Origin of the sequence: Nocardia sp. GP40, assembly GCF_050434125.1 — a bacterium.
Classification (GTDB): Bacteria; Actinomycetota; Actinomycetes; order Mycobacteriales; family Mycobacteriaceae; genus Nocardia; species Nocardia albiluteola.
On sequence record NZ_JBNPVW010000001.1, the window covers coordinates 848,128 to 861,996 of the forward strand.

Genomic DNA, 13,869 nt, shown 5'->3' on the forward strand with positions numbered 1-13,869 from the left:
GGGATCGGGTCTCCCGAGAGCGATTCCGTCCGGCCGACGGACCGTGAGGAGTGTGTCGAGTGGTATTCCGCGGCGGCGAGGTCGGTGGGGATTGATGCTGGTTCTCGTGGTGTGGGGGCTGTGTCTTTGCCGGAGGAGGTGGAGGATTACGAGCTTATCGAGGCTGTCACTGCGGGGGAGTTCGCTTTGATCGGTACTACTGATCTGGGTGTGTTGGCTGATGTGGTGCAGGATCCCGGTAGTGGTGTCGATAGTGTGACGGTGGTGGTCGAGCAGAACGGCGCCAAACACGTTGTGCTTCTCACCCATCTGCCGAATAGGGATCCTGTCGGCGAGCGGTCGAATGTGTTTGTTCTTGATCAGAATAATGTTGTGCGTGGTCCCAGTCCTTTCCAGGGGAATGCTCCGCCTGATGGGGTGTTGGATGAGTTCCTGTCTGGGGCAGGGGGTTTCGATTTCGATGAGAGCGTTGATGTTCCGGGTTGGGCGGCTACGCAGCGTTATCGGGATATCGGCAAGATTTGGATCATTGCGCATCGTGCTCTGGGTAGTAGGGGTTCGCATGTGTTGTCTGCCAGTGAGATCGAAGGTCTCTTGCGCGCTGTGCCCGGTCATGAATCGGTTACGGTCGACCCCGAGGACAAGCCCACTGGCGCTATCACCGGCCCCCCGAATGAACCCGCAGGTGAGCCCGAGAACAAGCCGCGTCCGGACTCCGAAGGGAATGTTCCTCCAGGACAGCGCGGGCAGCCGCAACACTGGCCGAGCGATCCGCGTCTCGGCCATTTCAGGAAAGAACAATCGCCGCGAGTGCAACAGCGAGGCGAGCCGGATCCTGGCCCTGTGCATGACGGCCACCAACCGGTTGCACCACCGGTACCCCCTGGCGGCACCGTGTTCTACCGCCATCCGGATGGCGGTCATGTCGATGTGCTGCTGACCGGACCGGACGGCACACGTGTCCCGCTCCGCCTGGTTCCCGGCCGGGTGTACGTCCTCGGGCGCGGCGACGGCTCCCCGCTGCGAGACATCGCACAGGTGGTCGGGGTCGGACACAGCCACGCGAAGATTCTGGTGGACGAGCGCGGCCACGTCTTTCTCTGCGACGCCGGCTCGCTGAACGGCACCTTCGTCGACGGCAAGCAGTTGGCCGGTGAGAACTGGATACGGATCTATGACGGCCAGAAGGTCATGCTCGGGCGCGGGTTCGAGCTCGGTGTGAATTTCGTGCGCCAGATGGCGGAGGTGCGGCTGTTCGGCGCCGACGGGCCCGTATTCTCGCTGTACCGAGGGCAATTCGTCGATATCGGCCGAGACATGGTGCCGCACGGCACGATTAGCCGCGAATACGTGTCGGGCCGACATGCACGTATCGGCATGGACGAGAACGGCCGGGTGTGGATCGAGGACGTCGGCTCGACCAACGGCAGCTGGGTCGGTGGCATCCCACTTCGACCGGGTGAACAGCGAACCCTGGAACCGGGCAACACCGTCGAACTCGGTCGATGCCGCTGTGATGTGCAGTTTCGCCCGCCGGATGCGCCGCCCGATACCGACCCGATCGAAGTGCGGATCGGCAACGGGCCGAATGCGATGCCGGTGCGGCTCGAGCCCGGGCGAGCAGTTCCGGTCGGCACCGATCAGCGTTCGCCCTTCGCCACCCAGCTGAACGGCGCCGAGGGAGTCGATCCGCAGCATGCCGAGCTGGGACTCGACCATGACGGCCGGGTGTGGATCCGCGATCGCGCCGGATCACCGGGAGTATGGATCAACGGGGACAGGATCGCGCCCGGGCAAAAGGTCACCCTGACGGCGGGCGATCAGATCGGGCTCGGTCCCGAGTTCGCCGGCACGGCGAGTTTCGGGGACGGCGCGCACATCGAACTCTCGCCTATCGCACTGTATTTCGACAAGCCGCGGGAGCGCCCGATCCAGCTCGAGCCGGGCCAGCAGGCTCGGGTCGATATCGATCACCTGAACGTGTACACCGTCCTGAATCTCCTGGAACCCCACGAAGCTGTGGTCGGCCGCGACCTCGACGGCCGGATCTGGGTGCAGAATCCGAACCCGCGCAGCCTACGCGGGGTCGAGGTCAACGGCGAGCAGGTTCCGGCGGGGGAGAAGCGGTATGTGATTCTCCAGGACCGCCTGCGCTTCGGAGGTGTGGATGCGGGTCTCCGCGTCGGCGAGGAAGAGCCATTGGCGCTGCGGCTCTCTGACGATGAGAACGTCCCGCCGCTACGCCTGCGGCGCGGCGAGGCGGTGCCGATCGGCCGCGCCCTGGATTCGCCGATGGCTGGTCACCTCGCTGAGGAGGAGTCGGTGTCGGGCCGGCACGCCATCGTTTACCGCGATGAATTCGGTGAGCTGTGGTTGCGTGATGTCGGCTCCACTCGAGGGACCTGGGTCGACAACATCAAGGTCGACCCCGACGCCGGGCCGAAGCGACTCCGGCCCGGCAGCCGGATTCGCCTCGGCAAGTGGTACGGATCCGCTCAATACACCGATGAGTCCGGGTGGGAACCCGATCTGTCCATCTCGGTGCGGCTGAACAGTTCATCCGGTGACGTGGCGCTCGACCTCGTGCGCGGCGGCGAGCCGGCACTGATCGGCCGGGAGAGCCCGCTGCTGCCCACCAGCCTGCCCGGCAGGGAGAAAATATCCTGGCGGCACGCGAGCGTTGGCGTCCATCCGTCGGGGCGGGTGTGGATCCGTGACGAAGGTTCGACAAATGGCACCTACATCGACGGGAAACCCATCGAGCCCGGCGTGAAGGAGTTGCTGCGCCCCGGCCAACGGGTGCAGCTGTCGAAGGGCTGCGAGTTCATCGTGGCGTTCCCGCCGATCGATGGCGGGCTCTTCATCAACAGGCTGGACAACACAGCGGAAACCGCGCAGGCAGTCGAGGACATCGCACGGCTGCGCCCGAATATCTACCAGCGGATTACCGACCACATGAACGCCATGCCGGACGGTGGAATTATTATCGGCAAAAGACCGGTGCGAGAACAGCCCGGCCTCGAGAATACGGTCCGCAATCACCCCGAGGGACCCAATGAGAGGGTGTCGTGGGACCGCGTCGCGGGCCTGTACTGCGGTGGTCCACGACGGTTGTACGTGGACTCCTCCAAGGCCAAGGGACACGGCCCCGGAATGCTGGTCCTGCACGAATTCGGGCATGCGGCCGACGCCGCCTACGGTACCGGCGGGCGTTGGCTCAGTGAGGGGAAGGAGTGGCGGGACCTGTGCGAGAGGATGCTTCAGGTCATTGGCGGCCATCGTGACTGGTGGCACTATTGCGACGAACCGGTCGAGGCGTTCGCCCACGCGTTCGCGGCGTGGTCGCTGGGCAACAAACAGCTGCGCAAGTTCGCTTGCGGGAACAAAAAGATCGCCCGCGAATTGGAGGAATATTTTGAACGAGCATTCGGATGATTCCGCCCCGCCCATGCTCGCCCGCGACGGCGTGACGATCGTGCGATGGGTGGGTGGTGTGACCGACGACGGCATCGCATTCGACGGTTTCGAGGAGTTCGAGCCGGGCGATCCGGGCTACGACGAGTTGCTTCCGCTGGCCCGGGAGAACCCGCTGCTGGACGAGGAGCCGGAGAACCCGATAGATCCGGACATGCTGGCGCGCGTCCTGCGCGATGCCGGCATGGACGTCCCCGAGTCCACCGAGGACGGGTAATCTCGCGACTCCGGCGCCGGGCATGTCGATGGGGTCCGGGCGCGCGTGGGGGTTGCCGCGAATAGCGCCGGCACGCCTGTGGCAGAGCGGCTTTCGTTACCCGGTAACCCGTCTCCCCAAACGCGGGAAGCCGCCGCTGATCGGTAGACGAATCGAGCACGTAACGTCGATGGCCGTTACGCCTACCGATTCGGCAATCGACCGAGTGAGATGAGGAACGCACGATGTCGGTTCCCCAACGGCAGTTCATCACCGGGGCAGCAACATCGAGGTCGGGCCGTGTCGCGGTGAAGACAACCGAGACGGGCCTGCCGACCGCCGTGTCGGTCGATCGTGCCCAGTTGCGGCGCGATCCGGACGAACTGGCAGGGGAGATCCTGCGGCTGTGCCGGCAGGCATCCGCACGTGCCAGGCTGGCTCGCCGGACCGAGCTCGCCGCGACCGGAGTGGATGCCGAGATATTGGACGGGCTGGGACTGCCCACCACCGAACAGGTGGCACTTGCGGAGTTCATAGCGGAGAACGAATACGACTACGCCCCGCGAAGTTTACTGGGGGACATGTGATGTCCGACGTCGATGCCACGGTGGACCGATTACGTGACCACGCCGAGCGGTTGAACGCGCTCGTCGATCGGCTGCGCACGATCCGTACCGAGGAGAGCTCACCCGACGGGGCGGTCACCGTGACGGTCGACGGCAACGGCGAGATGGTGGATCTGCGCCTCACCTCGGCGATTCTGCGGCTGTCCCCCAAGGAGTTCGAGCGAACTCTGGTCGCCACCGCCGAGCAGGCGGCGAGGCGGGCCTATGCCCAGCACGGCAGCCTGATCGCTGCATACGCCGCGGGGGACCCGATATCGACTGTGGCTGTTCCCGACCCGGCAACACAGGAGGAGGAGAAGAGATGGCCGTAGTCATGGTGACAGATCTGCTGCGGCAGTTCGGTGATCTCCACCTCACCCAGGGCGCGATGACGCAGACCGCGGGTGCGATCGACCAGGCGGCCACCATAGCGGCCGCGGTGCCGGTGTTCGGTCCGATCGGGTCGGAATTCCTGGCCGCTTACGCCTGCGCACAGGCCAACCATGCCCGGGCCGTCACGCAGCTGACCGATGTGTACGAGTCCACGGGTGCCGCCGCGCATGCGGGGGCGGTCGGCTACGATCTGACCGAGGTCGACTCGGCCGTCCCCTTCGCGATGGCGAGTGCCGATTCGAGTTCCCTTGCATCGTCGGCGGTTTCGTCGACCGCCGCCCCCGCCGGCGGTCAACTCGCATCCGTCGCCGCCGAGGTGTTGCAGGTGGCGGGCGAAGGGGTTGGACTCGCTGCCACGGTCGGTGGCGAGGTGGCGCACGCAACCCAGCAGGCGCAGGTAAATCAGCAGGCGGCGGCGAATCAGCAGGCCCAGGCGAGCGAACAGGCCGCTGCCCGTGCGGGGATGCCGGGTGCGGCGGCACCCGCGGTCGCGGGGGCACCGGCGAGCGCGATCACCGCGGGCCCCGCGCCCGCGACGGTGCCGGATCGAGCGCAGCCGGCGCAACCGGGGCATACGCCTTCGGCCGCACCGGAATCCAATGGGATCGTGACCGCATGAGAAGCGCCAGCGAGGTGCAGGCATGAGCCAGCCAGTGCCCGCGCCGTTGCCGCAGGATGTGCAGGACATCTTGAAGAACAGTCCGGTCGGATCGCTGCTGTATCGGCCGGTCGATCAGGTTCTTGCTGGACTGGGCATTCCGGCCCTGCCCCAGGTGCCACCGTTACCGCCGCTACCCGGGCTGCCGCCGGTTCCGGCGCTGGATCCGGTCGCGCTGTTGAAGCCGATCACCGATTCGTTCGGTCACATCGGCAGTGGCAATCTCGCCTCGATGGGTGCACTCGATCCGACCCAGGTGCTATCGGAAGTGGCCAACGGGCTCACCTCGGTCATCTCGCTGGGCACCACCGCAATCGGCCTGCTGAGCTCCCTGCAAGGGGCAGGCACCCAGCAGGCGGCAGCTAAATCCGCTGAGGCACAGGCGAACACGGCTGCGGTCTCGGAGCAGGCCACCGGAATGTCGTCCCTGGTGGCCGCCGCGGCGACCGTGGTCCAGATCGGCAATGCCGAGTTGGCCGCGATCGCAGCGAAACTCGCCGGCGAGCTCACCGTCGCGGCCGCCGTGCCGGGTGGGGCTCCCTTCGGGGCCGCGGCCGCGGCGGAGGCATCGGTGGAGGCGGCCGCGGTGATCGCCCACGTCAAGGCCGAGCTCGGTGCGCTGGCCGCCCAGATGACCGCGGTCGGCCAGCCCGTGCCGATCACCAGCGCGCCCAACCCCACCGCGGCCGGGAGCTCGACCGCGAAGACGGTCGGTAAAACGGCCGCTACGACCGCTGAAACGGCGGCCTCGACTGCCAAAACGGCCGCGACCACGGCGAACAGTGCGACCGATGCGGCCGCCACTGCGGGGACCGGGATCACTCAGGCGGCGAACGCTCTCCAGGGTGCCGCGCAGCCGGTCGCGCAACTTGCGGAGTTGGCAGCGCCGCCGCCTGTCCCGCTGCTCACGGCGCCGCGGTCGTCGGTGACGCCGCTCGGCCCGTCGGCCGAAGCGATTTCCGCCGCAGGAGGACTCGGCGGCGTATCGGCTCCCGATGTCATGATGTCCGGGGTCGGAGCGCCCGTGCTCGGTGAATCGGTGCAGGAGACCGTGCTGGCGGCGCCGGTGGAGCAGGCCCCGGCGGTTGCCGCGGCCCACGCCGGCTCGGCGGCCCAGGCCGCGACGGAGTACGCCCCCGCTGCCTCCGCCGACCGGGCGGCCACTCCGATGATGCCGATGGGCGCCCCGGGGATGGCGGGCCGGGCCGGGGCCGCCGACGTCGAGACTCGCAGTTCGGCCGTCCACGCCCAGCACGGCGCTGACGTGGTCGGCCGGCTCGACGGCCTGGTCACGCCGGTGGTCGGAGCGACCGCACAGGCACTGGACCCCACCGAGAAGGAATTGACCCTCTGAGGCGGTGGGGGTGACCGGCTCACATTCAGAGCCCTACTTCGAAAGGAAAACCGTGGCTACAAACAATATCCGCGAAATCGATGCGGAAGCGCACGCCCGCGCGACGCAGAAACTCTCCGATCACGTGGACCATATGCGTCAGGTCGTGCAGCGGATCGCCGGGACCGTGCAGGATTCGCGGTCCTACTGGAGCGGGACCGCTCAGAATGCGAATCAGGATCACCACGAGAACTGGCATTCGCACATGCACTCGAAGATCCTGCCGGCCCTGGACGCGGTGTCGCGAGCGCTGAGCACCGGTAACCGGGACTACTCCGAGACCGAGGCCGGCAGCGCCCAGGCCATCAAACACACCAACCTGGTGTAAGAGAAAGGACGATCGACATGTCATCGCCGATGACTCGCTATGACGGCGCCGGTATGGAGGACTACCACGCCACCCTGACCGGCCATGTCGGAGAGCTGCACAGCTGCTTGGACGGCATCCACGGCGCACACCAGGAACTGCAGGGGGTGTGGTCGGGCGAGGGTCTGGACGCCTGCACCGCCGCGGTCGCTCACCTGAAAAAGGTGGTGCACGAAGCGACCGGCAGCATGAGCGGGGCTGTGAACGCAGCCCAGCAGGCGCACGTCAACTTCGTCGAGAAGGACACCTCCGTCGGCCGTTCGTTCGACGGAATCATCTGACGACCCTCGTCCCGAAATACGACGGCGGCCTGCCTCGGCGGGCCGCCGCTGCGGCCGTTGGAAGCATCAGTAGGCGGTACGGAGGAAAATGCCCTCGCAATTGACCACCAGGGCTCAGGTCAATGGATATCTATTCCTCGTCAAACGGCTCGAGCACGCGCTGATCCGTCGTGATGTGCGGATGCTGCACGACCCGATGAGCGTGCAGTTCCGTTCCCTGGTCGCGGGCACCGTGCTGGGCATGCTGGCGCTGGGCGCATGCGTGGTGCTCGGGTTGCTGCGGCCGCAAGGTTCGGTCGACAACGCGCACATCATCGTGGGCAAGGGCGGCGACGGGCTGTACGTGATGCAGAATGGAAAGCTCTCCCCGGTGCTGAATCTCGCGTCCGCGCGGCTGATCGCGGGCGCTGCGGAGACACCCGACTCGGTCGCCGAGTCCAAGCTGGCCGGTTATCCGCGGGGACCGCTGCTGGGCATCCCCGGTGCGCCCACGGCCTTGCTCGGATCGGCGGTCGACGGCTCGCAATGGACGCTGTGCCAAGCGATCACGCCGATTGCGGGGGCATCGACCCTGGTGCTGGCCGGTCGTCCGGATCTGTCGGATGGCGCGCGCGCCCTCGGACACGACGAGGCCCTGCTGGTGTCCGATCAGGGCAAGACGTATCTGCTGTTCGACGGCAAGCGTGCCGAACTCGACACCGGGAACGATGCGATAGCCCGGGCGCTGGAACTGCAGGGCGTAGCGGCCCGCCCGATCGGAACCGCACTGCTGGATGCCACCGTCCCCGTTCCGGCGCTGGTCCCACCGGCGATTCCCCGCGCGGGGCAACCGGGTCCGGTACGAAACACCAAGATCGGCCAGGTGATCCAGGTCAGTGAGGTCGGCTCCGATAAGCTGTACGTGGTGCTTCCCACTGGGGTGCAACAGATTTCGCCGTTCGCTGCGGAGGTGATCCGGGATGCGAACTCACTGGGTGTCAGTCAGATCGTGACCGTGGCGCCGGATGCGCTGGCGGGGATACCGGTGCTGCATATGCTGCCGACCGACAGCTTCCCGGCACGGCGCCCGGCGATCGTGCCGACCGACCCGTCGCCGGTGGCGTGTTCGTCCTGGTCGCGCCCGGACGACAATCACGATGCCGTTCAGACACTGCTCGTGGGCCGAGCCTGGCCGCTGCCATCCACCGCGACTCCGGTCCAGATGGCGGACGGCAACGGCGATCCCGACCGCGTCGATGCGGTCTACCTGCCACCGTTCTCCGGAGAGTTCGTGCGGATCACCGGAATAGACCGCAACAGTGTGCGCAGAGACGGACTGTGCTACATCACCGACACCGGAATCCGTTACGGCATACCGGATCCGGCTACCGCCACGATCCTCGGAATGCCCAAGAACCCGAAACCGGCGCCGTGGGAGATAATCGGCCGCCTCGCCGGCGGGCCGATGCTGAGCAGGGACGCCGCAGCGGTCGCCCACGACACGCTGCCGACCGGACCGTAGGTCTGCGCCGGTCCGCACCACAGGCGGGCCGGCGGAGAGTCACAGTCTCAGTGCGCCTACTACTTCGTCCAGAGCCCGGCGCATATCCTGTGCTTCGATCCGCATCAGTGCGGTCTCGTCCAGATCGTGCAGGTCCAGGTTGCTGCCCTCACCTGTGAGCCGGAATTCCCTTTCCTCCTCGGCCATCTCGATGACATTACGGATGAACCGCCCGTTGCCGGCCATGTCGATGGCGCGCCGGGCGGCCCCACCGGCCTCGGTGCGCTGCTGTTCGTACAGGCCCCGGCAGGCCTGCACCAGCACCGCCATCGCCTCGTCGGAGAGGGTCGAATCGCGCTTACCGGCGATGACCCGGCCGATCTCACCGAGTTCGTCGGGTGTGTAGGACTCGAAACGGATGCGCTTGGAAAAGCGTGATGCCAGACCGTCGTTGGCGGCCAGCAGCCGCTCGATCTCGCCGTCGTAGCCGGCGATGATCACTACGAGGCGGTCGCGATCGTTCTCCATCCGTGCCAGCAGGGTGTCGATCGCCTCCTGCCCGAACGCATCCCCGCCGACCAGTCCCGTCTGGATCAGCGTGTACGCCTCGTCGATGAACAGCACTCCGTCCATCGCGGTGTCGATCAGCGCCGAAGTCTTGATGGCCGTACTGCCCAGATGCTGGCCGACGAAGTCCATCCGCTTGGCCTCGACGACCTTGTCGGTCTTCAAGATCCCCAGGCCACAATAGATCTTGGCGACCGCCCGGGCGACGGTGGTCTTGCCGGTGCCGGGTGGGCCGGTGAAGGCCAGGTGCTGCCCACGTGGCACGCTCGCCAACCCCTTGTCGGCGCGGATCTTGGCCAGCATGGCCGTCGACTGTAGCTTCGCCACCTGGGTTTTCACGGCGGCGAGACCGACCTGCGTGTTCAGTTCCACCCGCGCGTGCCGCAGGAGCTGGTCGGCGCTGTTACGTTGCTGGCGGCGTTCGGATTCGGCAGGGTCGGGCGCCGAGGCCGGATCCCAGCGGTTGGTGCGTGCGGCGATCTGTTCGCGCGTTGTCAGCGTGAGCCGGAACTTCGGGTCGCGTAGCGCCGCGGCGTTTGCCTCGAAATCCGGTGCCTCCGAATAGACCTGCTCGAACAGGCTGCGTGCCTGATCCTCGTGACCCTGCTCGCGCAGGCACAATCCGCGGCAGTACGTGGCAGCGGTGCGGGCGGCCGGGATCGGGCCCGACTCGGCCAGCTCCAGTCGCCGGATCGCCTCGCCGAACAGCCCGAGCTGCGCGCACGCCGAGCCGACCATGACGTGCGCGCCTGTCGCCAGGTACTTGTCGGTCCAGCCCGCCGACCCGGCCAGCACCGTCATCACGTCGCTCCACCGCTGTGTGGTGTGGTGCAGATGCGCCCGGACATAGGCGCAGATGTAATCGTCGAATGCCGAGTCCTCGGTCGCGGGGCGGTCGCGCCGCTGCTGAGCGAGCCGGTCGAGAACCTGTTCGGCCTCGTCGTATTCGCCCTCGCCGATGAGCGATGTGGCATACGCCAATGTGACCTCGACAGCGCTGCACAGCGGGTAATCGACGTACGCGCCGACGACGAACCGGCCCGCGAGCTGTCGCGGTGGCAACCCGAGGCGGCGTTGCTCACGACCCAGGGCCGCGCTCGACCGGTACAGGTTGAGGATCACCTCGTGGGTGATGTCACCTGCGGCGGTCCGTCCCAGCCAGGCGTCGGCCATCGTCGGATCCCATTCGCTGGCACGCTGGAACGCCTTCCTGGCGTAGTCGCGATCGGGCGTGGTTCGGCGGCCGTCCACCACGAGCCCCAGTGACAACACAGCAGCGTCGAAAACCCTTTGCGCCTGCAGATTTCCGCTCATCCGACAGTTAGCTCCCAGTGTTGTGCAGCCGACCCACGGGTGTGTCGGTGTAGTGGCACAGGGCGGCTCACATACCCTAAAAGCCGCAGTGGCAAGCGGTTTCCCACCGCTGGCAAGATCCGGCGCCTCCGAACCGTCATCGCCGATACACTCGGCGCGTTCGAGAACCCTTCGACACCGGGGACGGCCTTGATCGATACTGCGCACGACCATTGGGTCGGCGGTGCACCCGAACTGTCGAGGGTTTCGGTGGTCGGCGGCAACACGCAGGTGGACCTGGCATTACCCACGACCGTGCCTATCGTGGCCATGATCGACGACGTGGCGGCTCTGATCGAGGGCCGTACTCCCGATCCCGTCGAGCGCGACGACGCGCCGATTCCCACCCGGCACTGGACTCTCGCCCGGATCGGGCAGGAGCCGATCGAGCCGGAAGCCACACTCACCGAGGCCGGAGTGCGCGACGGTGAACTGCTGGTGCTGCGCGCGATCGGGTCGGGTTCGGCGCCGGCATTGTTCGACGACGTCATCGATGCCGTTGCCCGGTTGACGGAGACGACGTTCCGCGCCTGGACTGCGGATGCTGCCCGAAGGACGGCCGCGATCGCCGCCGTCCTGGGAACTCCGGCAGCACTGGTGTTGCTGGTGCTCGCCAAGGACGCCGGTCACCCCCGGTCGGCGGGCGGCGTCGCGGTTGGTGCGGGGCTGGCGGCGCTGGTTGCCGCAGTGATAGTGGCGCGTACCCGCGCACGAGCGATGCCGGTCCCGGTCCTGATGTGGTGTGCGCTCGTCCTGATCGGGCCCGGTGCCGCGCTGTTCGTGCCCACCCGGTTCGGCAGCGCGCATATGTTGCTCGCCTGTGCCGTCGCGCTGGTGGTTACCGTCCTGGCCTACCGGCTGACGGGAGCGGGCGCGACACTGACGGCCGCGGCCACGACCGTCACGGTATTCGGCGGTGTGGCCGCAGTGATGGCGGTGCTCTGGCACCATCCAGCCGGCAAGGTCGGTGCCGGCATGCTGCCGGTCGCGTTGGTGGTGCTGTCGGTTGCTGCCCGGCTGGCCGCGGCGGCCTCGCGCCTGCCGGTGCCGCCGGTCCCGACCGCCGGTGGGCGTATCGATCCGGCCGACCACGAGCCGCGCCCGACTATCGAGGGCATCGGCGCAGTCGGCGCCACGGCATTGGCGCAGGCTGCGGGTCTGGCCGATCGCGCGCGAGTGGCCAACGAATTGCATTCCGGCATCGTGATCGGAACCACCGTCATCGCATCGGCGAGTGCGCTGGTGGCAGCGGACTCCGGTGCCACCCAACGCTGGTCGGGGGTGATGCTGGCGGTCGTGGCAGGCCTCGTGCTGTGCCTGCGCGGCCGAGCCTTCGCCGACCTGGCCCAGACCGCGGCACTGGTCACCGGCGGCGGTATCACCCTGTGCGGCGTGGCGATCGGTACGGGTCTGCGCAGCGATGCGGCCCTCGTCCCGGCCGCGATCGCGCTGCTGGTGCTGGTTGGCGGTGCGCTCGTCGTCGGATCCACCGCCGGGTCGGCCGACCCGTCCCCGGTCCTGCGGCGCGCCGGTGAGTTGGCCGAATACCTGCTCATCGCCACGATCACACCATTGGCGCTGTGGGCCATGGACCTCTACGCCGTGGCGCGCAGCGTATGAACCGCTCCGAGCGTGCGTGCCCGGGGCGATCCGTGTACGCCGCAGTGGCGCGCCGGCTGTTCCGCGGTGGTGCGGTGACCATGGTGCTGCTGATCACGACCGGTATGAATATCGCACCGGCAGTGGCTGTTACGCCCATCGGAGTTGTCGCGCAGGCTGCGACGCCGCCCGCGATCAACCCGGCCCTGGCGCCGAGACCCGGCCTGCCCGCACAGCCACCCGGGGCGACCGAACAGCGGTCCCAATGTGCTCGCCCGACGCTGACCGGGCTGCTCCCGCACGCCGCGCCGGGCGCGCAGGCTGCGCTGGATCTATCGCAGGCCTGGCAGTTCAGTCGCGGCCAGGGACAGCGCGTCGCGGTCATCGACACCGGGGTGAGCCGCCATCCGCGCCTGCCCGCGTTGATTCCCGGCGGCGACTATGTGTCCGGCAGTGACGGCACCGTCGACTGCGACGGGCACGGCACCCTCGTCGCGGGGATCATCGCCGCACAGCCGGGGCCCGACGACGGATTCGCTGGTGTCGCACCCGATGCCGCGATCGTGTCCATCCGACAGCTCAGCCTCGAGTACGCCGACAAGGACTACAGCCACCGCGACGGGCCGGGCAAGATGTCACCCGGCGGAGTCGGCACGGTGCAGACGCTCGCGCTGGCGATCCTGCACGCGGCGGACATGGGCGCCACGGTGATCAATATCTCCGAAGTCTCCTGCGCCGCAGCCGGAACCGAGATCGGCGACGGCGTGCTGGGTGCCGCGGTGAAGTATGCCTACGACCACAACATCGTCGTGGTGACCGCCGCCGGTAACGTCGAGAACGATGGCGCCTGTAAGACCCAGAACGGATCCGGCTGGGCCGGGGTGCAAACCATTGCCAGCCCGGCCTGGTTCAGCCCCTACGTGCTGGCGGTCGGCGCGGTTGATCACGACGGATCGCCGGCACAGTTCTCGCTCGCGGGCCCGTGGGTGCAGGTCGCCGCACCGGGCGTGGACCTTTACTCACTCGACAGCACGCCGGGCCGCACCGGCCTGGTCAACGCCATCCCCGGCCAGGAAGGCAGGCCCGCGCCCATCGACGGGACCAGCTTCTCCAGCGCGTTCGTCGCCGGGGTGGCGGCGCTGGTCCGTGCCCGCTTCCCGGGACTGTCCGCGCAGCAGGTGATGGACCGCATCGTGCGGACCGCGCACGCCGCCGGCGGCGGTCATGACGACCGAATCGGTTATGGCATAGTCGATCCGGTTGCGGCCCTGACCGCGCAATTGCCGGACGCGCAGGCCGCCTCGGACCTCGGCGTGGCGCTGCCACGCCCTGCGCAGCCGCCCACGATCGATCCGCGCCCGCGTGCGATCGCGCTGGGGGGTGCGGTCATCTGCTTGCTTGCACTGGCGGTGGGTACCGCGGTCACCGGTCCGTTTCGCGGCAAGGCCCGCCGCAAGATGACCGAGGACGTGGACTATTGATCGGCGCTCCCAGCACAGTGCG

At 67.7% G+C, this 13,869-nt stretch carries 12 protein-coding genes (1 of these 12 only partly in view); 11 read left to right on the forward strand and 1 reads right to left on the reverse strand.

Annotation, left to right across the window (positions count from 1 at the left end; all coding sequences use genetic code 11):
• The 9 genes from ABH933_RS03595 to eccB form a co-directional block, all read left to right on the forward strand.
• Nucleotides 1–3,435, forward strand: partial view of a LuxR C-terminal-related transcriptional regulator gene (locus ABH933_RS03595; protein WP_429415160.1) — the final stretch only. The gene continues 39,732 nt to the left of window position 1, outside the view; the window shows 3,435 of its 43,167 coding nt (coding positions 39,733–43,167); the start codon falls outside the window, past its left edge; the stop codon is at nucleotides 3,433–3,435.
• On the forward strand, nucleotides 3,416–3,691 hold the full coding sequence (locus tag ABH933_RS03600) for a hypothetical protein (protein ID WP_429415163.1): 276 nt from the start codon (nucleotides 3,416–3,418) through the stop codon (nucleotides 3,689–3,691). The genes ABH933_RS03595 and ABH933_RS03600 overlap by 20 nt, the downstream gene beginning before the upstream one ends.
• 224 nt (nucleotides 3,692–3,915) lie before the next feature.
• Entirely contained in the window at nucleotides 3,916–4,257 is a 342-nt protein-coding gene (locus ABH933_RS03605; protein WP_429415165.1) for a hypothetical protein, read from the forward strand.
• Nucleotides 4,257–4,607 (forward strand): YbaB/EbfC family nucleoid-associated protein, encoded by a 351-nt coding sequence (locus tag ABH933_RS03610; protein ID WP_429415168.1) that lies wholly within the window; start codon nucleotides 4,257–4,259, stop codon nucleotides 4,605–4,607. Before ABH933_RS03605 ends, ABH933_RS03610 begins: the two co-directional genes overlap by 1 nt.
• Nucleotides 4,598–5,287 (forward strand): hypothetical protein, encoded by a 690-nt coding sequence (locus tag ABH933_RS03615; protein WP_429415171.1) that lies wholly within the window; start codon nucleotides 4,598–4,600, stop codon nucleotides 5,285–5,287. The genes ABH933_RS03610 and ABH933_RS03615 overlap by 10 nt, the downstream gene beginning before the upstream one ends.
• A gap of 22 nt (nucleotides 5,288–5,309) precedes the next feature.
• Nucleotides 5,310–6,680, forward strand: a complete 1,371-nt coding sequence (locus tag ABH933_RS03620) for a hypothetical protein (protein ID WP_429415174.1) — start codon at nucleotides 5,310–5,312, stop codon at nucleotides 6,678–6,680.
• 52 nt (nucleotides 6,681–6,732) lie between these two features.
• The gene (locus tag ABH933_RS03625; RefSeq protein ID WP_429415177.1) at nucleotides 6,733–7,047 is read left to right on the forward strand and encodes a WXG100 family type VII secretion target; all 315 of its coding nucleotides are present in this window, start codon (nucleotides 6,733–6,735) and stop codon (nucleotides 7,045–7,047) included.
• Between the two features lie 17 nt (nucleotides 7,048–7,064).
• Nucleotides 7,065–7,367 carry a WXG100 family type VII secretion target gene (locus ABH933_RS03630; protein WP_429415180.1) on the forward strand — a complete coding sequence of 101 codons (303 nt, stop codon included), beginning with the start codon at nucleotides 7,065–7,067 and terminating at the stop codon, nucleotides 7,365–7,367.
• 88 nt (nucleotides 7,368–7,455) lie between these two features.
• Complete coding sequence (eccB, locus tag ABH933_RS03635; protein ID WP_429415183.1) at nucleotides 7,456–8,868, forward strand: type VII secretion protein EccB; 1,413 nt, start codon at nucleotides 7,456–7,458, stop codon at nucleotides 8,866–8,868.
• 39 nt (nucleotides 8,869–8,907) lie between these two features.
• Here the strand turns inward: eccB and eccA are convergent, their stop codons facing one another.
• On the reverse strand, nucleotides 8,908–10,728 hold the full coding sequence (gene eccA, locus ABH933_RS03640; protein WP_429415775.1) for a type VII secretion AAA-ATPase EccA: 1,821 nt from the start codon (nucleotides 10,726–10,728) through the stop codon (nucleotides 8,908–8,910).
• Nucleotides 10,729–10,917: 189 nt separating this feature from the next.
• Here eccA and eccD point away from each other — a divergent pair, with 189 nt between their 5' ends.
• Nucleotides 10,918–12,387 carry a type VII secretion integral membrane protein EccD gene (eccD, locus tag ABH933_RS03645; RefSeq protein ID WP_429415186.1) on the forward strand — a complete coding sequence of 490 codons (1,470 nt, stop codon included), beginning with the start codon at nucleotides 10,918–10,920 and terminating at the stop codon, nucleotides 12,385–12,387.
• Between the two features lie 104 nt (nucleotides 12,388–12,491).
• Nucleotides 12,492–13,847 (forward strand): type VII secretion-associated serine protease mycosin, encoded by a 1,356-nt coding sequence (gene mycP, locus ABH933_RS03650; RefSeq protein WP_429415778.1) that lies wholly within the window; start codon nucleotides 12,492–12,494, stop codon nucleotides 13,845–13,847.
• The last annotated feature ends 22 nt before the right edge of the window (nucleotides 13,848–13,869 follow it).

What these genes read in the sequence shown, in the direction of transcription:
- ABH933_RS03605 (WP_429415165.1), top strand. Translation starts at nt 3,916, where the DNA reads ATGTCGGTTCCCCAACGGCAGTTCATCACCGGGGCAGCAACATCGAGG.
- ABH933_RS03610 (WP_429415168.1), top strand. Translation starts at nt 4,257, where the DNA reads ATGTCCGACGTCGATGCCACGGTGGACCGATTACGTGACCACGCCGAG.
- ABH933_RS03615 (WP_429415171.1), top strand. Translation starts at nt 4,598, where the DNA reads ATGGCCGTAGTCATGGTGACAGATCTGCTGCGGCAGTTCGGTGATCTC.
- ABH933_RS03620 (WP_429415174.1), top strand. Translation starts at nt 5,310, where the DNA reads ATGAGCCAGCCAGTGCCCGCGCCGTTGCCGCAGGATGTGCAGGACATC.
- ABH933_RS03630 (WP_429415180.1), top strand. Translation starts at nt 7,065, where the DNA reads ATGTCATCGCCGATGACTCGCTATGACGGCGCCGGTATGGAGGACTAC.
- eccB (WP_429415183.1), top strand. Translation starts at nt 7,456, where the DNA reads ATGCCCTCGCAATTGACCACCAGGGCTCAGGTCAATGGATATCTATTC.
- eccA (WP_429415775.1), bottom strand. Translation starts at nt 10,728, where the DNA reads ATGAGCGGAAATCTGCAGGCGCAAAGGGTTTTCGACGCTGCTGTGTTG.
- mycP (WP_429415778.1), top strand. Translation starts at nt 12,492, where the DNA reads ATGAATATCGCACCGGCAGTGGCTGTTACGCCCATCGGAGTTGTCGCG.